The sequence below is a fragment of the Streptomyces sp. NBC_00335 genome (assembly GCF_036127095.1).
GTDB lineage: Bacteria > Actinomycetota > Actinomycetes > Streptomycetales > Streptomycetaceae > Streptomyces.
Genome location: NZ_CP108006.1, coordinates 898701 through 918688, shown reverse-complemented (window position 1 = coordinate 918688; position 19988 = coordinate 898701). Strand labels below are relative to the sequence as shown.

The 19988-nt window shown below is 69.5% G+C and carries 25 protein-coding genes and 2 pseudogenes; 14 read left to right on the top strand and 13 right to left on the bottom strand.

Features of this window, described 5'->3' with window-relative positions; all coding sequences use genetic code 11:
- Positions 1-546: 546 nt before the first annotated feature.
- On the bottom strand, positions 547-804 hold the full coding sequence (locus tag OHA37_RS04240) for a hypothetical protein (RefSeq protein WP_266902591.1): 258 nt from the start codon (positions 802-804) through the stop codon (positions 547-549).
- Between the two features lie 531 nt (positions 805-1335).
- Between OHA37_RS04240 and OHA37_RS04235 the strand changes: the two genes are divergently transcribed.
- The gene (locus tag OHA37_RS04235; RefSeq protein WP_266902589.1) at positions 1336-1689 is read left to right on the top strand and encodes a PRC-barrel domain-containing protein; all 354 of its coding nucleotides are present in this window, start codon (positions 1336-1338) and stop codon (positions 1687-1689) included.
- Between the two features lie 186 nt (positions 1690-1875).
- Here the strand turns inward: OHA37_RS04235 and OHA37_RS04230 are convergent, their stop codons facing one another.
- Both OHA37_RS04230 and OHA37_RS04225 read right to left on the bottom strand, forming a co-directional pair.
- Entirely contained in the window at positions 1876-2163 is a 288-nt protein-coding gene (locus OHA37_RS04230; RefSeq protein WP_266902587.1) for a hypothetical protein, read from the bottom strand.
- Between the two features lie 100 nt (positions 2164-2263).
- On the bottom strand, positions 2264-2629 hold the full coding sequence (locus OHA37_RS04225) for a hypothetical protein (RefSeq protein ID WP_266902585.1): 366 nt from the start codon (positions 2627-2629) through the stop codon (positions 2264-2266).
- Between the two features lie 231 nt (positions 2630-2860).
- Here OHA37_RS04225 and OHA37_RS04220 point away from each other — a divergent pair, with 231 nt between their 5' ends.
- Positions 2861-3253, top strand: coding sequence for an ATP-binding protein (locus OHA37_RS04220; RefSeq protein ID WP_266902583.1), 393 nt, complete (start codon positions 2861-2863; stop codon positions 3251-3253).
- 219 nt (positions 3254-3472) lie between these two features.
- Here the strand turns inward: OHA37_RS04220 and OHA37_RS04215 are convergent, their stop codons facing one another.
- Positions 3473-5716, bottom strand: coding sequence for a catalase (locus OHA37_RS04215; protein ID WP_266902581.1), 2244 nt, complete (start codon positions 5714-5716; stop codon positions 3473-3475).
- Between the two features lie 234 nt (positions 5717-5950).
- Positions 5951-6358: an STAS domain-containing protein gene (locus OHA37_RS04210; protein WP_266902579.1), complete on the bottom strand. Its 408-nt coding sequence runs from the start codon at positions 6356-6358 to the stop codon at positions 5951-5953.
- A 520-nt stretch (positions 6359-6878) separates the two neighbouring features.
- Between OHA37_RS04210 and OHA37_RS04205 the strand changes: the two genes are divergently transcribed.
- The 7 genes and pseudogenes from OHA37_RS04205 (at position 6879) to OHA37_RS04175 (ending at position 10690) form a co-directional block, all read left to right on the top strand.
- The gene (locus OHA37_RS04205; RefSeq protein WP_266902577.1) at positions 6879-7247 is read left to right on the top strand and encodes a PRC-barrel domain-containing protein; all 369 of its coding nucleotides are present in this window, start codon (positions 6879-6881) and stop codon (positions 7245-7247) included.
- A gap of 113 nt (positions 7248-7360) precedes the next feature.
- Positions 7361-7471, top strand: a pseudogene (locus tag OHA37_RS04200) (phage holin family protein); the annotation flags it as partial.
- Positions 7468-7620 (top strand): annotated as a pseudogene (locus tag OHA37_RS04195) (DUF3618 domain-containing protein); the annotation flags it as partial. The pseudogenes OHA37_RS04200 and OHA37_RS04195, both read left to right, overlap by 4 nt.
- 294 nt (positions 7621-7914) lie before the next feature.
- Positions 7915-8181 carry a DUF4235 domain-containing protein gene (locus OHA37_RS04190; RefSeq protein ID WP_266902575.1) on the top strand — a complete coding sequence of 89 codons (267 nt, stop codon included), beginning with the start codon at positions 7915-7917 and terminating at the stop codon, positions 8179-8181.
- 229 nt (positions 8182-8410) lie between these two features.
- Complete coding sequence (locus tag OHA37_RS04185; RefSeq protein ID WP_266902572.1) at positions 8411-9508, top strand: carboxylate-amine ligase; 1098 nt, start codon at positions 8411-8413, stop codon at positions 9506-9508.
- Between the two features lie 147 nt (positions 9509-9655).
- Positions 9656-9829, top strand: a complete 174-nt coding sequence (locus OHA37_RS04180; protein ID WP_266902570.1) for a CsbD family protein — start codon at positions 9656-9658, stop codon at positions 9827-9829.
- A gap of 90 nt (positions 9830-9919) precedes the next feature.
- Positions 9920-10690 (top strand): restriction endonuclease, encoded by a 771-nt coding sequence (locus OHA37_RS04175; protein WP_266902568.1) that lies wholly within the window; start codon positions 9920-9922, stop codon positions 10688-10690.
- A gap of 219 nt (positions 10691-10909) precedes the next feature.
- Here the strand turns inward: OHA37_RS04175 and OHA37_RS04170 are convergent, their stop codons facing one another.
- From OHA37_RS04170 to OHA37_RS04160, 3 genes are all read right to left on the bottom strand, one after another.
- Positions 10910-11275, bottom strand: a complete 366-nt coding sequence (locus OHA37_RS04170; RefSeq protein WP_323182304.1) for an ATP-binding protein — start codon at positions 11273-11275, stop codon at positions 10910-10912.
- A gap of 380 nt (positions 11276-11655) precedes the next feature.
- Complete coding sequence (locus OHA37_RS04165) at positions 11656-11853, bottom strand: STAS domain-containing protein (protein ID WP_266902564.1); 198 nt, start codon at positions 11851-11853, stop codon at positions 11656-11658.
- A gap of 93 nt (positions 11854-11946) precedes the next feature.
- Positions 11947-12774 carry a SigB/SigF/SigG family RNA polymerase sigma factor gene (locus OHA37_RS04160; protein WP_443046108.1) on the bottom strand — a complete coding sequence of 276 codons (828 nt, stop codon included), beginning with the start codon at positions 12772-12774 and terminating at the stop codon, positions 11947-11949.
- Between the two features lie 306 nt (positions 12775-13080).
- Between OHA37_RS04160 and OHA37_RS04155 the strand changes: the two genes are divergently transcribed.
- The 4 genes from OHA37_RS04155 (at position 13081) to OHA37_RS04140 (ending at position 16742) form a co-directional block, all read left to right on the top strand.
- Positions 13081-13425: an STAS domain-containing protein gene (locus OHA37_RS04155; protein ID WP_266902560.1), complete on the top strand. Its 345-nt coding sequence runs from the start codon at positions 13081-13083 to the stop codon at positions 13423-13425.
- Positions 13426-14377: 952 nt separating this feature from the next.
- Entirely contained in the window at positions 14378-15400 is a 1023-nt protein-coding gene (locus tag OHA37_RS04150; protein WP_266902558.1) for a DNA topoisomerase IB, read from the top strand.
- A gap of 203 nt (positions 15401-15603) precedes the next feature.
- Positions 15604-15873 (top strand): GlsB/YeaQ/YmgE family stress response membrane protein, encoded by a 270-nt coding sequence (locus OHA37_RS04145; RefSeq protein WP_266902556.1) that lies wholly within the window; start codon positions 15604-15606, stop codon positions 15871-15873.
- Positions 15874-16067: 194 nt separating this feature from the next.
- Positions 16068-16742: a peptide ligase PGM1-related protein gene (locus tag OHA37_RS04140; RefSeq protein ID WP_266902554.1), complete on the top strand. Its 675-nt coding sequence runs from the start codon at positions 16068-16070 to the stop codon at positions 16740-16742.
- Positions 16743-16809: 67 nt separating this feature from the next.
- Here OHA37_RS04140 and OHA37_RS04135 read toward each other — a convergent pair whose 3' ends face one another.
- Both OHA37_RS04135 and OHA37_RS04130 read right to left on the bottom strand, forming a co-directional pair.
- Positions 16810-17178, bottom strand: coding sequence for a PRC-barrel domain-containing protein (locus tag OHA37_RS04135; protein WP_266902552.1), 369 nt, complete (start codon positions 17176-17178; stop codon positions 16810-16812).
- Positions 17179-17546: 368 nt separating this feature from the next.
- Positions 17547-17708 (bottom strand): hydrophobic protein, encoded by a 162-nt coding sequence (locus tag OHA37_RS04130; RefSeq protein WP_266902550.1) that lies wholly within the window; start codon positions 17706-17708, stop codon positions 17547-17549.
- Positions 17709-17896: 188 nt separating this feature from the next.
- Between OHA37_RS04130 and OHA37_RS04125 the strand changes: the two genes are divergently transcribed.
- Positions 17897-18337 (top strand): hypothetical protein, encoded by a 441-nt coding sequence (locus tag OHA37_RS04125; RefSeq protein WP_266902548.1) that lies wholly within the window; start codon positions 17897-17899, stop codon positions 18335-18337.
- Between the two features lie 116 nt (positions 18338-18453).
- Here the strand turns inward: OHA37_RS04125 and OHA37_RS04120 are convergent, their stop codons facing one another.
- From OHA37_RS04120 to OHA37_RS04110, 3 genes are all read right to left on the bottom strand, one after another.
- A complete protein-coding gene (locus OHA37_RS04120) occupies positions 18454-19035 on the bottom strand; it encodes a DUF2231 domain-containing protein (protein WP_266902546.1) in 582 nt (193 codons plus the stop codon).
- 265 nt (positions 19036-19300) lie between these two features.
- The gene (locus OHA37_RS04115; RefSeq protein ID WP_266902544.1) at positions 19301-19465 is read right to left on the bottom strand and encodes a hypothetical protein; all 165 of its coding nucleotides are present in this window, start codon (positions 19463-19465) and stop codon (positions 19301-19303) included.
- Positions 19466-19507: 42 nt separating this feature from the next.
- Positions 19508-19741: a DUF6479 family protein gene (locus tag OHA37_RS04110; RefSeq protein ID WP_266902542.1), complete on the bottom strand. Its 234-nt coding sequence runs from the start codon at positions 19739-19741 to the stop codon at positions 19508-19510.
- Positions 19742-19988: the final 247 nt, after the last annotated feature.

Here is a 19988-nt window from a genome sequence, read left to right as displayed (position 1 = left end):
GACTTCGTCCGATCGGCCTGTCCCCGGGTACGGGGCGGGGGTTCGGTCGTAGTGCGACTCGCAACGCGTAGGTGTGCGCGGCACTGCCCGGGAGCGGAAGAGGATGCCGGGCAGACCTGCCCCCGATCACCGCTGCCCGTTACTGCGGCCCAGGGTGGCCTCGGTCGCCTTCGGTACGGGATCGGCTTCCGTGCGGCTCTTCGGGCGGCGCCAGGCCCAACATCTTGAGAAGCGACGCCAGGTCGCTGGGGCTGGTGGTATGGGACTCGATCACTTCTCGGGCACGCTCGTGAGGGTCCGTGACGCCCGGGAATGGGCTCCGGTGCCGGGGCCGGGTTGAGGCGCTCCCTCCGGACCTGCTCCATCGGTCGGGGTGCGACCGGTCCCCGGAAGCAGACGTGCAGACGGCTATGGTGCCTGCGGCGCGACGGAACCGTATGCGGCGTGAAATGACGTCAAGGGCCTCCGTCAGGAGGCGGGGGCCGAGCGAGGGCGGCCGAAGCGGCAAGCCGTCGGAGAACCGTAGGGCGTTACGACGTCGGTCTGTCATGTGTGGCTCCTCGTCGTTCCGCTCGGATCCCGGCGGGTGGCAGCCGGATCTGCGAGGTCGCTCCGGGTGCGGCGGCCCATCTGAGTCCATTCGGCAAACCACCACGCACCGGCTATCGCGACCGCCCACACCAGCCCGCGCAGCAGAGCCATCCGCCAGGATGCGCCTTCGCTCACCCGCTCGACACCCGTCAAGGCGGCCCAGCTGATGGCAAGTACAGCAGTCGTACGAACACTTCGGTGCTTGTTGAACATGCGGCCCTCCTACCCCACCCGTGTGGGCTAAACGGAAGCCGCACGCGGCCGCTTGAAAACGGGGGCTTGTCTGCTCTGCCGCATCGAGCTGTCGATGCCGCCCGGTGGGGAATCGTCCGGTGATGCGATCGCCGGTACGACGATGAGCCCGCGGTACGAGGTTGCACGGTTCATGCTGCCGAGGACGGTCGAAACGTTTTCCCGCCTGCGTCGATAGGTCGCCCGCCCGAAGGGTGGCAGTGGCCGGTGGTATCGCTGGTAGCTGGTTCACGGAGTCGCAGTTCAGATGTGGTGTGGCGGTGGCCTGTGACCCCCGATCGGGGGTCACAGGCCACCGCCGCCTCGCCATGTGCGGGGGCCTGTATTTGGCCTACCAGGTGGCATTGGATATCGGGCCCGGTGTACGGGGCGAAAAGCGGGGCAGGTGATCGGTGGGCCGGAACGAGAGTTCCGCCGTGAACACAGCAGAGAAAGGTGCGGTAGGGATTTCCATTTCCCTGCGTCCCCATAACCGGAGGAGTTGTTTTTCGCATGACTGAGAATTTCTGGGGTTACCGCGAGACTGCCGGCCGTCTGGGTGGGTCGGATCTGACGGGGTACAAGGTCGAGGCGAGCGACGGTTCCATCGGCAAGGTCGACAAGCACTCGGATGAAGTCGGGTCCTCGTACATCGTGGTCGACACCGGTCCGTGGATCTTCGGCAAGGAAGTCCTGCTGCCGGCGGGCACGATCAGCCGGATCGACGCGAACGACGAGAAGATCTATGTCGACCGGACGAAGGAGCAGATCAAGAACGCTCCGGAGTTCGACAAGGACAAGCACCTCGGTGATGCCGACTACCAGCGCCAGGTCGGCGGCTACTACGACGGACCGCACCGTCTGTAGCGCGAGCGGACACCAAGCACTCCAGGGCGGGGGCGGCAGCAACACGCTGTCGCCCCCGCCCTGTTGCTGCGCCCCCGGCGACACGGAGCGGGCCGGTGGCCGTGTTGAGAGTGGGTGATCAGCGTGCGCAGGGCTTCGTAGAGCAGCGGCGCACGGTCGATGTCCATCGCGCCGCCGTCCAGCGGGTCACCGTGCGGTGAAAGGAGGGAAGCCCGGGCCGCTCTGGGTTGCCCGGGCGCGGTGTGCCAGCCGGCGGGCAGCGTGCACACTGCGTCGCGCCAGGCAGAGCTCGCCCGCCGAGACGTGGCAGGTCGGGCACGGCTCGGCGAACGCGCCGTGCCGGAAACGGCGGTGCGTCTCGTAGGCGGCATCCAGCATCGCGTCGAGCGCCGAATGCGGGCGACCAACGGCTATACGGGCGGCTGCGTGCACCGATCGGCGAGGGGTGACTTCCAGGACCGGGGTGGTACTCATGAAGGGATCTCCTCGTGCAATGGGGGAGTACGCAAGCCGCGCCTCCTCACGGGCGCGGGCCGCCGGGTGGCGCGAGCCCCCGGCAGGGCCAGGGTGCGGCCTACGCTGCTGTGGCTACCGCCGACGAGGTGGCCGAGAGCGCGGAGGCGGCCAGGGCTCGGGTGGGTTGGACGGCCAACCCCTCGGCCCCCGCCTGTGCCTCCAGCGCCCGGCGAGCTTCGGCGGTCGCCGCGAGGACGGCCAGCGGTGCTCCTGACGAGCGGCACATGCGGTGGGTTCGTACGACCGTGCTCACCGCGGCGGTACTCAGCGGCGCGTCCGAGAGCTCCAGCATGACGGGTGCGGACCGGTGGGCGGCGAGGTATCCGTCGATCGCCCAGGCGGCTGCGGCCCGGCCGCCGATATCCAGATCGGCCGGCAGTCGGATGATCAGCACACCGCTCTCGGTCACGTTGAAGGGCAGCACGGACACTCCTTGTCCTCATGATCACCTCGACTGGATATCGTGCGGATGCCCGCGTCTGGGACCGGTATGCGCGACCTTCGAGGGCTGCATCATCGGCGGCGGTGGAGAACGGCGGGTGCCCACCCCGTTCCTGCGGCGCCGGCTCGACAAGGCCCCCGCTCGGAGTCGACGAAGAGATGTGTCGCAGGCGTCCTGGTGGGTTGAGTGGGCGAGAAGGGGAAGAAGCGAGTCATGAAGCGAGAGGTGATGTCGGATGCGCCACGTCGCACGGCCGGTCTGAGATGTGAGGACGCCCGGTCGATCGCCCGCGATGTCCTGGTGGCGAGCGGTGTGGGGGACCACCTGGTGAACGACGTGCTGCTGGTCGTTTCCGAGCTGGTCTCCAACGCGGACCGCCACGCCGGCGGCGTCAGCGACTTCCGCGTCGTGCCTCTCGCGGGATGTGTGGCGGTCGCAGTGTCGGACAGATCTTCGCTGTTCCCTCGCACGCCGGGAACACCCCTTGATGTACCGGGTGGGTTCGGCTGGTTGCTGGTCAACCGGATCGCCGACCATACGGAGATCCGGCCGTATGGCGACGGCAAGACGATCACAGCGTTCATCCCGCTCACCGCTACCCCCTGAACCACGGTCCGGCACGAGGGGCGGCCGACGCGCCGGGCGCGGCGCCAGGCCGCACGCGGCCCACCGCGCGGGACGAGCCCTTTCCGCCTACCCGATCTTGCAACGGGCAGCCCGAGTACATCCCTGCGGCTTCGGTGCACGATGACCGTCGGTCGGCCCCTGCTTCAGGGGAGCAGAGGCCGAGGCTTCCTTGGGCCGTGCGGACCCGGTGGGCCTTGTTCAGACCGAGGTGGGGAACCTGTCCCAGGCGCGGTGTTCCGTCAGCCCCTGGGCGATGCCCTTGAAGGCGGCGGTGGGGCTGCCGGCGAACGTGATGCCGGGGTCACCCTCCCGGATGCCGGCCGCGTTCAGGATGCGGGACGAGTCGTTCCAGCCGCCGATGGCCTTGCCGTGGCGGTAGGCCTCCGCGAGCAGCAGGAGGACTCGGGGGTCGGGGCCGTTCGAGTACGGGGCTCCGGCCTTGGAGTCGCGGGCGCCGCGGGCGTCGGCCGCGGCCGCGGGCGTGCCGGAGAGGAGGAGGGCGTCGAACTCGATGGAACGCGTGGCGGCGAACGTCCGCTGGACCGTGACCGGGCTCTTCCCGGTTCCGAGCGTGCCCCCGGTGGGGGCGATCACGAGCGGGACCATTCCGGCCTTCAGGACGGCGTCCCGCACGGTACGGACGCCCTTCAGATCGGAACCGGCGTCGGCGACGATGCCGACGACCCGTCCGTCGAGCGGCCAGGTGCCGCCGACTTGGGACAGCGCCGGGCTCGGTGCCGGTTCGGTGAGGGGCTGGGTTGGGGCCGGCGCGGGAAGTCCGAGCCCGGTGGCCACCTCCTCGCACAGCTGCGGGTCGATGTTCGCCAGGACGGACAGTGCGCGTTCCTTGACGGCCTGCTCGTGGCACTTGGTGAGCTCGAAGGTATACGCGGCGATGATGTGCTCGCGCTCGACCGGCGTCATGCTCAGCCAGAAGAGGCGCGGCTGGGAGAAGTGGTCGGCGAACGAGGCGGGAGCCTCGCGGACCTTCGCTGCCGCGGGCAGGGCGACGGGTACCTCGATGAAGGCGCCCGTATCGGCACCGGCGAGGAAGGGGCAGCCTCCGTCGAGGCTGTTGGGCCGGTACGGCGCGGCCCCGGCGTGGACGGCGGTCTGGTGCATGCCGTCGCGGAGCATGTCGTTGACGGGGGCGTGCGGGCGGTTGATGGGGAGCTGGCCGAAGTTGGGGCCGCCGAGCCTGCTGATCTGCGTATCGAGGTACGAGAAGAGCCTGCCTGCGAGCAGCGGGTCGTCGGTGACATCGATGCCCGGGACCAGGTGGCCGGGGTGGAAGGCGACCTGCTCGGTCTCCGCGAAGTAGTTCGTCGGGTTGGCGTTCAGCGTCATCAGCCCGATGGGGCGGACCGGGGCCAGTTCCTCCGGAACGATCTTCGTGGGGTCGAGCAGGTCGATGCCCTCGAAGGTCTGGTCCGCGGTGTCGGGGAAGGTCTGGATGCCCAGTTCCCACTGGGGGAACGCGCCCGCCTCGATCGCGTCGGCCAGGTCACGGCGGTGGAAGTCCGGGTCCATGCCGTTGGTGATCTGCGCCTCCTCCCAGACCAGGGAGTGCACGCCGAGCTTCGGCTTCCAGTGGAACTTCACCAGCGTCGTGGCGCCCTTGGCGTTGACGAGGCGGAAGGTGTGGACGCCGAAGCCCTCCATCATCCGCAGCGAGCGGGGGATCGCCCGGTCGGACATGTTCCAGATGGTGTGGTGGGTGGCCTCGGTGTGCAGGGACACGAAGTCCCAGAACGTGTCGTGCGCGCTCTGCGCCTGCGGGATCTCCCGGTCGGGGTGCGGTTTGCCGGCGTGGATGACGTCGGGGAACTTGACGGCGTCCTGGATGAAGAACACCGGAATGTTGTTGCCCACCAGGTCGAAGGTGCCCTCACCGGTGTAGAACTTCGTGGCGAACCCGCGCGTGTCACGCACCGTGTCCGCCGAGCCGCGCGATCCGAGGACCGTGGAGAACCGTACGAAGACCGGCGTCTCGGCGCCCTTCGCCAAAAATGCCGCCTTGGTGACCTTCCCCGCGGTGCCGTAGCCCTGGAAGATCCCGTGGGCGGCGGCACCACGCGCGTGGACGACCCGCTCGGGAATCCGCTCGTGGTCGAAGTGCGTGATCTTCTCCCGCAGGTGGTGGTCCTGCAGCAGCACCGGCCCCCGCGCACCCGCCTTCAACGAATGATCGCTCTCGTACAGCCGGGCCCCCTGCGCGGTCGTCAGGTACGCACCGCCCTGCGCCACCGCGGCCTGGGGCGCGCCGGTGGGCTGTCCCGTGGGGCTGAGGGTGTCCGGGCCGTCCTGGTCCGGTTTCGCAGGCAATGGCTCGTGCGGTCGCGGGGCGGTTCGGCCAGACACGCCGGGGGAGCCGGCCTGCTTCTTCGGCTTGGCAGGCGCGGCCTTCTTGGCCGTGGCTTTGGTCGCCTTCTTCTGCACCATGCGTTACGTCTCCTCCTGGGCGGCCTGCGGGGCCAGCGAGAACTTCTGCCGTCCACCCGGCAGGCGGCAGTCATGCCCCAGGGGAAAGCCTTCGCCTTCCTTTCGCCGCGGGCACGCCGAGTACGTCCATCTCGGCTAAGAGCGGGCTGCGTGATCGGCGGCACGAGGGGAGGTCCATCACGTGACATCGACGATTCTTTGGCGGCGGAATGCGACGCCGGCGGGCCACCCGCACTAGGCGAGCGGCGGCCACCCGGCAGCGGAATCCGCACGGTCCCGGGCGCGCTGCGCCCGGTCCTCGATGAGGCGGCGGAACCCCGCCAGCGCGTACCGCTCTCCGGTCGCCGAGCCGGGCCCGGGGATGCCGACCACCTCGGCCATGCACTGCTGGGGCTGCGACTGCCAGCCGGTGACCAGCACCCGCAAGCCCAGGCACTCCGCGCGCCGGTGCAGGTCCAAGAGGTGCAGCAGGCCATCACCGTCCATGACCGCGACCCCGTGCAGGTCCACCAGAAGGTCCCGCTGGTAAGCAGTGACACCGTCCAGCGCTTGTTGGAGCTTCTCGTCCGCGGCCCCGTCGAGTGCGCCGGTGACTCTGACCAGGACCGAGCTGCCGCAGTGCTGAACGTCGACAGTGACCAAGGTTTTCTCCTCTGCTGTCCGCACGCGTCCGCGCCTGCGGGCAACCATCGTGGCCTGGCCGTCCTCAGGCCGGTGCGCGGCTCGCTGAAGTACGGGGCAGACGTGGCCTGGGGTGGTTCGTCGGCGCCGATGGTGACGGCCTTGCCCTGGGCGAGGCCACCAGCCTTCACCGAGCCGGGGTCCGTCCGTTCGACGCGGAGGAGCCAAGGTCGGCGACCTGCTCCAGGCCGTTTCTCAAGGACTGACCAGCCCTCCTTCCCCGTACGCGTGGCGTGGGCCCGGCCAGTGGTTGCATCCGGTTCCTCAGCGGCCTGATCGGTGGCCTCGATACCGGCTGATGCCACGCACCTGCGGCTGCCGTTCCGAATTCTCTTCAGTGACGCAGGCATGGGGTTCCGGGACAGGGGCAGGCGGGAGTCCAAGCGGAAGGCGACGCCGTCCGCTGCAAGGCATCGGAAATGGAGGGGCGGCAGGGGTGATCCCTTTGCCGTCCTCCGCTTACCGGAGGAGTTGTTTTCGCGTGACTGAGCATGTGTGGAGTTACAAGTCCACCTCGGGCCATCTGGCCGGGACCGATCTGACCGGTTTCAAGGTCGAGGCGGTCGACGGTGACATCGGCAAGGTGGACAAGCACTCCGACGAGGTCGGTGACGCCCATCTGGTCGTGGACACCGGGGTCTGGATCTTCGGCAAGGAGGTCCTGCTGCCGGCGAGCACGGTCCTCCGGGTCGACCCGGAGGACAAGAAGGTCTACGTGGACCGGACCAAGGAGCAGATCAAGAGCGCTCCCGAGTTCCACCGGGACAAGCACCTCGGGGACGCGGGATACCACGAGGAGCTGGGCACGTACTACGGCACCGGCGCCCCCTTCGGCGGTCGGCCCGCCTGACTCCCCGCGTGAGGGGGTCCGAACTCCGCGAGTTCGGGCCCCCTCACGCATTTCCCCGGCAAGGGTCGATGGCGTCCTGCCCGGCGCCATCCGGCTGAACGGCGACCGCGCCGGCGGTGGTCGGCAAGAAGCGGATCGCGCGGTCCGTCCCACCCGTGCCCGAGCAGACCGTGAACAGCGTCAAGGCCGATGTGGCCGAGATCAAGGAGAGGGCCCACCGATGAGGAACCAGCCGAACCTGCCAAACCAGCCGAACCTGCCAAACCAGCCGAGCCACTCCCACAAGAGCGACTCCACCCCCTCGTCCGAGGAACTGCGCGTCCGGATCGAGCACACTCGCGATGAGCTCGGCCAGACCGTCGAAGCACTTGCGGCCAAGGCCGACGTCAAGGCCCAGGCCAAGGAGAAGGCAGCCGATATCAAGGCGCAGGCCATGGACGTGGCGGCCGACGCCAAGGCTCAGGCCCAGGACCTCACGGCACACGCCATGGAGAAGGCGTCCGTGATGACGGAGCAGACCGCGAATTTCGAAGGACAAGACACCGGACCCGGTACTCGACGAAGCAGACCGGGTTGCCACCAGGGCATGGGCCAACCGCACTCCGCTGATCGCCATCGGAGCGGCCTTGATCGTCATCCTGCTGGTGCGTCGTGGCCGGGGGCGAAAGTGAAGGCGTCCAAGGTCGCGTACAAGCCGGTCGGGCTGGTGCTGGGGGCGGCGAGCGGCATGCTCGCAGGGATGGCGTTCAGGCAGGCCTGGAAGGTGATCGAAGGGGAGGGGGATGCCCCAGATGCCACAGATGAGGACCGCTCCTGGAAGGAGATCCTGATTGCCGCCGCCCTCCAAGGCGCGATCTTCGCCGTCGTCAAGGCGGCCGTCGACCGGTCCGGGGCCCTCGCGACCCGGCGGGTCACGGGCACCTGGCCGGGGTAGACCTCCGCGGCGACTGGCGGGGACCCCGAAACCGGCGACCGGAGCACCCTCGCGGAAAGCGAGGGAGAACCGCTCCCCGAGCCGGGCCCACCCGTTCACCGTAACCCTGCGGCGCGCTCGTAGGTCACTTCACGGGCACAGTGCCCTGCGTACGCCCCTGCCCTGGCCAGTGGCGGGATCCGACCGGGCAGGTGGGGGTGATCATGGGACGTGCGGGTAGCCGCAGGAGGTGATCACCCTCGGAGTCGAAGAAGAGTATCTGCTGCTGGACCCGGACACCGCCGTCCCGACTCCGCTGGTCGAGGAGGTGCGCCGTAGGGCTGGCCTCGGCGCCCTCACGGAACAGGGCGAAGTCCAGGACGAGCTGCTCCAGGCGCAGATCGAGGTGGCCACTCCCGTCTGCTGGAACCTCGAGGAAGTCGGAGGGCACCTGCTTCGGCTGCGCCATGCGCTGGCGTCAGCTGCAGAGGCCAGCGGCTGCCGGGTTGCGGCGACCGGTGCGGCGCCGGTGCGAGGGGCGCTGCCGGTGCCCGTCACACGGACACCCCGGTACTTGAAGATGGAGGGGGAGGCGCGCCAACTGGTGGACGAGCACCTCATCTGCGGGATGCACGTCCATGTGGGGATTCCCGATGCCGAGACGGGCGTGGCCGTACTGAACCGCATCCGGGTGTGGCTGCCGACGCTGCTGGCCATGTCGGCGAACTCGCCCCTGTGGGACGGGCGCGACACTGGATTTGCCAGCTGGCGGACCATCGTCTTCAGCCGCTGGCCGGTCAGCGGCCTGCCTCCGCACTTCGACGGGATCGCCGACTACGAGCGAAGGCTGCAGGCACTGGTGGCCTCCGGAGTGATCGCCGACCGAGGACAGGTCTACTGGCAGGCAAGGCTGTCCGACCGCTACCCGACCGTAGAGGTGCGCTGCCTGGACGTACAACTGAGGCCGGACGACGCCGTGATGCTCGCCGGCATCGTCCGCGCCCTGGTCGCCACGGCGATCGCCGAGGAGAAGGCGGGCACCCCGCCGGCCACTGCGGCGGACGCGGAACTTCTCCAAGCTTCGAGCTGGCACGCCGCCCGATACGGATTGAACGGCACCCTCCTAGGGCCGGACGGCCGCCCCGGAAGCAGCGGCGACGTCCTGTGCTCTCTCATCCGCCACATCTCACCGGCCCTGGAAGAGGCCGGTGACCTCCGGGAGGTCAGCGCCCTCGCGCACCGGCTGCTCCAGGAAGGCACCCCGGCAGACCGTCAGCGCCGCGCAGTGTCCGACGGCGGGCTGCCGGCGCTGATAGGACTGATCACCAGCGCTGGGCAGTCCGACTGAGCACTCGACGCCGACCCTGAGCCGGCAGGCACGCTTTCGGGTGGCGGGCGGGTGCTCCCGCAGGAGTCGGCCTGTGCGTTTGCGGGCCGCGATCCGGGTCAGACGAGGAGGGCAAGGAGTTCCCCGTCCCTCAGGGAGTGATCAGCTGTGTCGAAGGACGAGAAGAGCCGGGCCAGGACCGAGCAGGCCAAGGGCAAACTCAAGGAGACGGCCGGCCGCCTGGTGGGCAACAAGCGACTGACGACCGAGGGCCGTGCGGAGCAAGCAAAGGGCGACGCCCGCCAGGCCAAGGAAAAGATCAAGGACGTCTTCAAGCACTGACCCGCACGCCCGGCGTCCACCGCCGCGGTCCCGGACCCCCACGGGTCCGGGACCGCGGCGCGTCCGAACCGATCGAGAGAGGGCTCCCGCATGACGTTGCCGGGGGAAGGCAGAAGGAAGGCCGGGGGCGGTTCCGCGCCGTTCGGGCGCGATGTGGTGCTGGCCGTGGGGCTCGTGGGGATCTGTGTCGGCGGTCTGGCCGTCTTCCTCAAGACCGCAGCGGGGGCCGGGGCGGAGGTGTGGGTCGTACCCGTCGCCGCCGCGGTGGTCCTCGCGGTTGGGGTGGCGCTGGCCAAGTGGAGCGTCTCGCCCGTCCGCCGGCGTTCCACCACCCCTGGGGCTCCCGGCCCGGCCGCGCACGGGGATCCGTACCCGATCGAGGCGACGGCGGTACGGGACGTGCCCGCCGCCGGAGAGGTGCCCGACGTCGGTTCCAGTGCGCTGGACCACGCCGCGGCCGACGCCGACGGCTTCGAGCACACGATAGCCGCGCTGTGTGCGCGTGACGGCTGCACGCCTGTGGAAGTGGTGGGCGGTGCGGGCGACTTGGGGGCCGACGTCATCGCCACGACCCCGGACGGACTGCGTGTCGTCGTTCAGTGCAAGCACTACGCCGACACCCATCGCGTCGGCTCGCAGGACCTGCAGCGCTTCGGCGGCACCTGCTTCGCCGTTCACGGCGCCGACGTGGCGATCGTCGTCACCACGAGCTCCTACACCGCCCCCGCCCTTGAGTACGCCGCCGCTTGCGGCATCGTCTGCGTCGACGGCGAAGCCCTGGCCGCCTGGACCGACTCGGCCGCAGCCCCGCCCTGGGAAGCGGACAGCCGCGATGCCGCCGCGCGCGTGTCCACCGCCTGACGAGCCGGGCCCTCGCCGCGGCACGGACCGTCGCTGACGCCGTCGCCGTCCGGCTCTCCGGGGCGACGGAGGTGATCGCGTCGGGCGGCGGCACCCGCAACCCGGTGGGACCCTGCGGGGCTCAACAGCGCCGAACCGACTTCCGTCCCCACGGACGGCGGCGATCGAATCCCTCTCGGGCGGACGCCCGAGCGCGCGAGCGGGAGTGCGCCGGACCGGTCATCGACCGGTGGGCCTGCCGGACTTCAGCCGGGACGCCTCGATCTCCGCCCATACGGCCTTGCCGCCCTCGTGGGCGTGCGAGCCCCAGCGGTCGGACAGGCGCTCCACGATGTGCAGGCCGTGCCCGCCCGGGATGCCGCGCTGCGGGGCCGGGTGGCGGCTGGGAAGTGTGGTCGAGCCGTCGTAGACCTCGATGCGCAGGGTCTCCCCGGCCGTGAGTACGAGCTCGTGACAGCCTTCCGCGTGGAGGGAGGCGTTGGTCAGCAGCTCGGATACGAGGAGCAGGGTGTCCTCGGCGGTCTCGGTCCCGTCCCAGCCCCAGTCCCGCAGGGCCTCGCGTGTGAAGTCGCGGCCCTTGGCCACAGCTCCACGGACACCCTTCAGGGCGAGCCTGCGGCGCTGTCCTGCGGTAGGAGGGCCCGCGCTCAACGAATCACCCGTTTCAGGTCCGATGGTCTCCACCGAAGTCCTTCACCCCCATCGTTGGTACTGGTCTGTGCTCTCTGGCCCCACCCCGTGACAGTCTAGGTGGCCGCCGTTCTCACGGCGTTGCCATGGGGAGCCGCAGGGCGAAGCCCGTGTCGGTGGCGCGGACCCCGACCAGATCGCAGAGCTGGTGGATCATCCACAGGCCGCGGCCGCCGTTCGCCGATGCGAGGGAGGGCCGGCGGCGCCCCGCCAGGGGGTCGGCCAGGCGGCCACCGTCGCGGAGGCCCCGGGTGCGGCGGGCGCAGGAACGGTGATCATGCTGCGACCTCCAGCGCGGCGCATTCGTCCGGGAACATCTCCGCGACCTTGCGGAGCGAGTAGGGCGGGTCGTGGAGCAACAGGCGCCGGCCCTGCCCGCTGAGGGCGGCCGCCGCCCCTACGAGGGCGGCGACCGCGGCCGTGTCCAGGAGGACTACGGCGGAGAGGTCGAGGTGGACGACGGGGCCGGGCATCCCGGTCGCAGCTGCCGCTCAGCTGCGCCCCGGGGCCAGTCGCGCAGGCGGCTGGGCGGTCGACGGCGCCGTGGGCGTTGCGGGGTCCATCCCCTACTCCATGAGCATGCCGGTGCGCAGCCGGGCCAGCGTGCGCGACAGAATGCGTGACACCTGCATCTGGGAGATGCCCAGCTCGGCGCCGATCTCGGCCTGGGTCTGCTCCTGGCCGAATCGCATCCGCAGGATGAGCCGGTCGCGTTCCTCCAACTGTCCCAGCAGGGGCGCGAGGGTGTGGAACTCCTCGAACAGCTCCATGCCGGGATCGACGGCTCCGTGGCGTTCCGCCGCAGGGCGTGCGCTCCGGCCCGCCGAGGACGCCTCGTCGCCGTCGACGGCGGCGTCGAGGGAGCTGCTCGTGTAGCCGTTGGCGGCCACCAGCCCGTCTATGACCTCGTCTTCGGACAATTCGAGGTGGAGGGCGAGCTCCTTGACCGTCGGCGCCCTGCCCAGGACATCGCTCAGGGCCTCCTGGGCCTTGGCCAGTTCCGTACGCAGCTCCTGCAGCCGGCGCGGTACGTGCACGGCCCAGGTGGTGTCGCGGAAATAGCGCTTGATCTCACCGATGATGTAGGGGAGGGCGAGCGTGGAGAACTCGACCTCCCGCTCGAGGTCGTAGCGGTCGATGGCCTTGATCAGGCCGATCGTTCCCACCTGGATGATGTCGTCCATGTCGAGGCCCCCGCCGAGCACGCGGGCACGGAAGCGCCGCGCCGCGAACTGTACGAGCGAGAGGTTCATCTCGATCAGGGTGTTGCGCGTGTACTGGTACTCGCGCGTGCCCTCCTCCAGGGTGCGCAGCCTCGCGAAGAAGTGCCGCGACAGCTCACGGGCGTCGGTCGGCGCCATCTCGCGGGCGTTCTCGACCTCGATGCGGTCCATGTCCGGCATTGGCGTTCCCACGATGCCCCCGTCACGAGCAGGAGCTTGTGCGGCTGTAGCAAGCATGGGTCCCATAACGGTGGCCGAGCGAGACATGGTGGCCACTCCCTCCCGATTGACTGATGGCGTTCCGGGCGCGTGTGCCCCGGTTCATCGGTCCTACACCCTTCGCGCGGCAACCTCTTCGATTCCCGGACCACGCCGTGCGCCCGGGGGCCGTCCGCACCCTGCGGAGGCCTTGTCGATCGAGCGACCAGGCATACTCCCTTGACGACGACGTTACAGGTGGCGAGCCGGGAGGCGGGCATGATCAGAGCAGGGGACGCGTTCCAGCCAGGTGTGGTCGGCGACAGCTACGCGGCAGGGGCCGGGTGGGTGGTGGCGGCCCGCGGAGAGCTGGACCAGGACACCCTGGCTCCGCTGGAGGAGGCTCTCGCCTCCGCTGCGGACCGGTACCCACTGGTGGTTCTGGACGCCGGTGGCATCACCTTCGGGGACTCCTCCTTCCTGAACCTGCTCCTGCGGCTGCACCATCTGACGGCCCTGCGCATCGCGGCCCCCGGCGAGCAGTTGCGCCGGCTCTTCGCCGTGACCGGTGCCGATACGGTCCTTTCTGTACACCCGAGCGTCGAGGACGCCTTCGGGGCCTGAGCGCGCACCGGTCAGCCGGTGTACGGGCCGGTCGCGTTCGGACCGGCCGGGGTGGCCCTGAGGTGCCTCTGACGCGCCAGCGAACCTGCAGCGGCGCGGGCGGAGGGGGCCAGCGACGGACCCGGCGTGAAGGCCGATCACCACCGCGTCAGGCGCGGAGTACCCCGGCAGGCTGCTCCTCCACGACCCTGGCCAGGCGGGCCAGCATGCCCCGGTGCCGGAGCTGGAGGGCTGCCTCGCTCAAGGGGTTGTGCAGGACTCCTCCCAGACCCCGCAGGGGGTGCTCGTCGCAGACGATGAGGGTTTCCTCGCCCCCAGGGTCTGAGCTGGAGGAAGATCCTCGCGGTGCCGAGGGCCTTGAAGGACGCCTCCAGCTCCAGTTCCTTGCCGGTTTCCCGGTGGCGGACGGTCGTGATGCCCTCGACGGACCACGGCCCCAGCCGGATCGTGTAGCGCAGCCGGGACCCCAGGGCGGGCCATGTGTGGTCGAGCGGAGTGGACTCGGAGGGGCCCACGACCCATTCGCCGTACCGGTTCGGATCGGCGAGTACGGCCCACACCGTGCGTGGCGATCGCCGGATGAGTTGATGACGGACGGCCATGGGAACTCCTCCTACTGCCGAAACGGACGGGAGCTGCGCACGCCGGGCAGGCATCCGCCGCGATCAGACACCGAAGACGTCCCTGAGCTCTCGCTCGCCGGATCCGCGTGACAGGACGTGATCCTTCATCGTGGTGTGCGCCGACACGGTCATGGTGCGCGTACCCAGGGCGGGCCGCATCACGCGAGCCAGGCCGGGCGCTCTCGTCGCAGGGCCCTCCCCTGGACATCCACCGGGGAACGGTTCCACGGCGTCCCGGCGGGCGGGGGGAGTGGGAACGGACACCACGGGTAGGCGCCCGATATGTCCAATAAGGAGTCGTACGGGCCTTCGGGTGAGCGGGGTGAGCCGTGAGGCTGCGGACGAGTCGCCCCGACCGGCCCGGATGTACGCGGCGACGCGCCGGGAGCGGGTTCCGGTACGTCGATTCCGAAGGGCGTCGTATCACGGATGACGCGGAGCGGTCCCGCATGAAGGCGCTGGTCATCCCGCCGGCTTGGCAGGACGTCTGGATCTGCCCCTGGGGGAACGGGCACATCCAGGCGATGGGGACGGACGCCGCCGGGCGGCGCCAGTACCTCTATCACGAACGGTTCCGCGAGCTGCGTGAAGCGTCCAAGCACGATCACGTCGTGGAGGTGTCCGCGCGTCTGCCGTTCCTGAGGAAGGCCGTAGAGGAGGACCTGTCCGGGCGGGGACTGGTACGGGACCGCGTGCTCGCCTGTGTGGCGCGGCTGCTGGACCTCGGCTTCTTCCGGATCGGGGGCGCCTCCTACCGGCGCGACCACGAGGCGTACGGCCTGACCACCCTGCTCCGGGAGCACGCGCGGTGTGCCCGGGGGCGGGTCCGCTTCGACTTCCCGGGCAAGTCCGCGCAGCAGCAGATCCGGTCGATCGAGGACCCGGCTTCCTTCGCGGTGGTCCGGGCGCTGCTGCGGCGGGACGACCGTCCGCAGCTCTTCGTCTACCGGCAGGCGGGCGCCTGGCGCGACGTACGCGCCGAGGACGTGAACGAGTATCTGCGGGACCGGGCCGGCGCCGATCTCACCGCGAAGGACTTCCGCACGTGGCACGCGACGGTTCTCGCCGCCGTGGCCCTCGCCGTGTCCGAGGACATGGCCGGAGCACCTCCTGCCCGCCGACGGAGCGCGGAGGCGCGGGCCGTGCGTGAAGTGAGCCATTACCTGGGCAACACGCCGGCAGTCTGCCGTGCGTCCTACATCAACCCGCGCGTGGTGGAGCTGTTCGAGAACGGCGTGACGATCCGACCCGCGCTCGATGCGCTCGGCGCGAGCGCCGCGGAGGGGGACCTTGCGACTCACGGCGCCGTGGAGGACGCAGTGCGTCGGCTTCTCGCTGAGGGCCATCCATGAGCGGATCGTCGTAGCCGGCCACTGACGCTGACGCAGGGGAGCTGACGCAGGGGAGTGGAAGGCGGCCGGCGGCCAGACGAATCCGGCTGATCGGCGCACCCTGAACCCAGCGAAATGATCAAGGGCGGGGGGCGTTTGGAAATCTCCAAACGGCGCAGACGATCGCTAACACCAACTTTATCCCCCGAGGTAGGAGACGCATCATGGGCATTCTGGCCTGGATTCTCATAGGGCTGCTCGCGGGCCTCATCGCCAAGGCGCTCATGCCGGGCAGGGACCCGGGCGGCATCATCATCACCATGCTGATCGGGATCGCGGGCGGCCTGCTCGGCGGGTGGCTCGGCAAGGTCATCTTCGGTGTCGACTCCATAGACGGCTTCTTCGACCTCTCCACCTGGATCGCTGCCATCGTCGGCTCCATGCTCCTCCTCGCCGTCTACCGACTGGTCACTGGCAACAGGCGCCGCGCCTGACCTACGCGTCCTCTCCGTACGGAAAGACTCCGCCTCTCTTGAGGGCGGAGTCTTTCCGCCGCAACGGGCTCGGGCAGCACGCCGCTCGTAGGCGGATGTGCCGACGCCCGGAGGTTGAGAGCCTGGTACGCGAGCTCCTGCGCGACCACGGGCGGGTCGTGGTGAAGCCCGACCGTTCGGCGGGAGGGCACGGTATGCGATTCGTGGCCCGCAACGACCTGAAGGGCGGGGCGAACCTGCCGCTCGCAACAGTCGGTGGGCCCGAAGGCATGTGGGTGGTGGAGGAGTGCCTCGACGTGGCCGAATCGGTCAGTGTCCAACTGGAGGTAACCGCCTCCGGAACACTCGCGCTCTTCAGCGGAGCCATGCGCACGCTTCAGGGCTCCTTCACGGGATACGCCTCTCCGCTGCCGCCGTCTTGCGCCCACGTGGCCCGCGAGCTGGAGGAGTGGGGGACGGCCCTGGGCCGCCACCTGGCCGACCACGGCTACGCCGGGCCCTTCGGGCTCGACGCGCTGGTGGACACCGAAGGCGACGCGCATGCGAGTGAGAGCAACATCCGCCGTACCGCCACCACCACACCCCACAGCATGGTCATCCGGCTGACCGATGGATCGGCCAACGCACACCCGGCATGGGCGGTGTCCAAGGGGTGGACCCTGAGTCCCATGGACTTCGACAAGGCGCTCGCCCGGTTGCGTGCTTCACGCCTGGCGTTCGACCCGGAGCGGGGCGAGGGTGTGGTTCTCTACGCGGACGTGCCGCCCGACGGCCGTTCCTGGCGGTACGCGGCGATCGCTGGGAGCGCCGCCGACGTAGTCCAGCTGGAAGCCGCGTTGGCCGAGGCCTTCGAATTCGAGGGCGGCTGACCGCACGACGCCGGTCCCGGCACCCAGGAAGGGTGCCGGGACCGGCGTCGCCGTGCGGGGGAAGCGATCAGGCGGGGCGGCCGCCGAAGGGGCCGCCGGTGCCGTAGTACGTGCCCAGCTCCTCCCGGTAACCGGCGTCGCCGAGGTGCTTGTCCCGGTGGAACTCCGGTGCGTTCTTGATCTGTTCCTTGGTGCGGTCGACGAAGAGCTTCTTGTCCTCCGGGTCGACCCGGACCACGGTGCTCGCCGGCAGCAGGACCTCCTTGCCGAAGATCCAGATACCGGTGTCGACCACCAGGTAGGCGTCACCGACCTCGTCGGAGTGCTTGTCGACCTTGCCGATGCTGCCGTCGGTCGCCTCGACCTTGTATCCGGTCAGATCGGTGCCGGCCAGGTGGCCCGAGGTCGGCTGGTAGCTCCACACATGTTCAGTCACGCGAAAACAACTCCTCCGGTCAACGGGGGAGGGCGAAGAACGAATTCTCCGCCCATCCTCCTTGTTCCGTACGTCGTGCTCGGCAGCCGTGCTGCGTTCTGCCAGATCCTCGCCTGCCCGGACTTTTCTGCTTCACGCACCCGGATCCGCAATCGGGACCGGGGTGGCCGTCGATCATTGGAGGTCAGCAGGTCCCCTGCTGCGTCACGGCGACCGCCCCGGCTGCCCTTCGAATGCCCCCGATGCCCGCCTTCATTACTTCCGCGTTCGTGAAGGTCCGCCGACGAAGACATGGCGGTGGCCGGTCACCCCGGGAAGGGGTGACCGGCCACCGCCATGCAGTGTCGGAACTGCGCCTTGTCGTACCGCTACCAGCGATACCAGCGGCCGCTACCGCTCTTGGGGCGGGCGACGAAACCGATCAGCCACAGGACCAGGACCGCGATAGCCACCCACCAGAGAATCTTCACCGCGAAACCCGCGCCGAAGAGGATCAGGATCAGCAGAAGAACGAGAAGCAGGGGAACCATGGTTATCAACCTCCGAAGCACCGTGTGCCCGACCCCACCCGGGACATGCATTCGATTTCCATGTGTTTCCTGTCCTGGTGGCCGGGCAGGAGATCCTGCCCGGCATTCCGCAGTGGCGCCCCGGCTGTCTTGCGCCGCCTGGCCCAATCAGCCACTCGGTGAAGCGTTCTTCGGGCAGGACTTCCTCCATGGACACCAATCACGAGATGGACCCGGCACACGAGGTTCCGGACGGCGTAGATGAGAAGACGGTGCGCGCTCTGGGTGCGCTGTCGAAGGCGCTGGAGACCACGGAGCGGGCTCGTGGCCACCTCTACGGGTTCCACCAGCTGACCGGGACCGCGGACTTCGAGCTCGGCGACGCGGTCCGGTTCCTGCGCGAGGCCGGCCACGAGGAGCAGGCCGCCCGGGTCGAGCGCGAGATCGTGGGCCGCAACGTCATCCCGGGCCACTGGACGTTCCAGATCATCGAGGCCTACAACGAGACCTACTACCAACCCTTCGCCGCGGTGGAACGCGACATCGTCGACGAGCTGGCCGGCGGGCGGGACCACCTCCTGGAGGCCCGCCTCAAAACGGCTCGCCGTACCCCCCATCATCCTGACCACACCGCAACGCCCACCTCTTGAGGGAGCCCGGCTCGGCTACGGCGCGCATGAGGTCCACCCGAACGCTGACCGACCGGGGGCCATCGGAGCGGATGAAGGGGGGCCCGCAGGGGGGCGGCTCCTTCAGCTCCGCTCCTTCACGTCGCGGCGTGCGCTCCGACGGCCTGTCGGTACGCCACGTGCCCACCCAGCGCACCGCTGACGGCCACGGCAGCCATCCCACCCATAGCCCACAGCCGGCCCTTTGCCGAGCGGCCGCGGAGCCGCGCCGTCAGGGACGCGGTGTAGCAGGCCACCGCAGCCGCGTTGGAGGCCGCGTGGGCCAGACCGACCCGGGCCTGCTCCGGCGGTAGATCCGCCCAGTCCGCCCAGCCGGCGACCGCTGCCGGGGCGACGCCCGCCAGTCCGACGGCGGTCAGGGTGGTCGTCGCGCGCTGTGCCCCGGGCACGAAGTCCAGTACCGAAGCCGACAGCCAGCAGCCGATGGGCACCTGCACCAGCACGGGGTGCAAGGGGTGGCCCAGCGGCCTGCCACGCAACAGATCGCGCATACCACCCAGCGGGAGCGAACGGATGCCCCGCTGCAGCACCCTGATGGCCGGATCGGCCGCCGTCGCCCGTTCGAGCCGGTCGAGGGACTTCAGCCAGCAAGCCGAGGCGGTGTCGAGGGCCGCGGTCTGCCCAGCCGTGGGCGAGGTGTCGAGGGTCTGTGAGTTCATACACGACGCCTACCCGCTGCCACGCCGCTATCCCGCGCCGGCCCCGACTGCACCCGAACGACAGGCCGCCGGCAGGGGAGAGCCGCCAAGCCAGGGGCCTGCCTGATCCGGGACGCGGCGGACCACACCCCCGACCCGCTGTTGGAGCAGGTCCTGAGGTGAACGGCGTGGTGTCGGCCCGCTCGAGTCTGATCGGGCCCACACCAGGCCGGCACTCAAGGACGCCGGAACTCAGGGTTCATGACGGTCCGAGGAGGCGGATGCTTCAGTCGATCTGGCCCTGGGTGATGACCTGTATCTCGTTGGTCTCCTCGTTACGCACCCGGTATACGGCATGCGGGCCCTCGTCGCGGACTTCCTCTATCCGCCCCTTCTGCAGGTCCGGCCGCCCATCGTGGTAGCTGATGCGGTCGTTCTCTGTGTGCGACATATTTCCTCCGGTCAAGCCATCGTGACTCGGATTGCATCCGAGTCACGGTCGGGGATGCTCCTGGCCTTTTTGATCGCGGACACGCTCTTCCGGGGTTTGCCAGGAATCCTCGCGGCGCTGCGCGGCGGGATTCTGCTCGGCCGGTGGTGACTCCCGGCGTCTGCGTCGGCTCCCGTACCAGAACGCACCGATCAGAAGAACGACCAGGACGACTCCGGCAAGAATGAGGAAGAGCGAGGCCTGGCCTTCGGCCGCGAGCGTTTCGAGAGCAGTCATGTGCGGCACTTACCCGCGATCCGCGACCATAGCAAGCGTCACCTGGGTTTATTGAACTCGCCGATGCGAAGAGCCGGATCCAGCGGCGGGAGTGTCGTCGCGAAAGCGGAAAGGAACCGCCCGCCGAGGCGGATCCGTCGGAACGTTCAGCCCACCCCAGTAATGGCGGTGCATTTTTGGTCTGATCCTCCGAAGATCGACGCGCCTTCGGATGGGGAGACCGGGACGGGGCAGGCGCACTACCTCA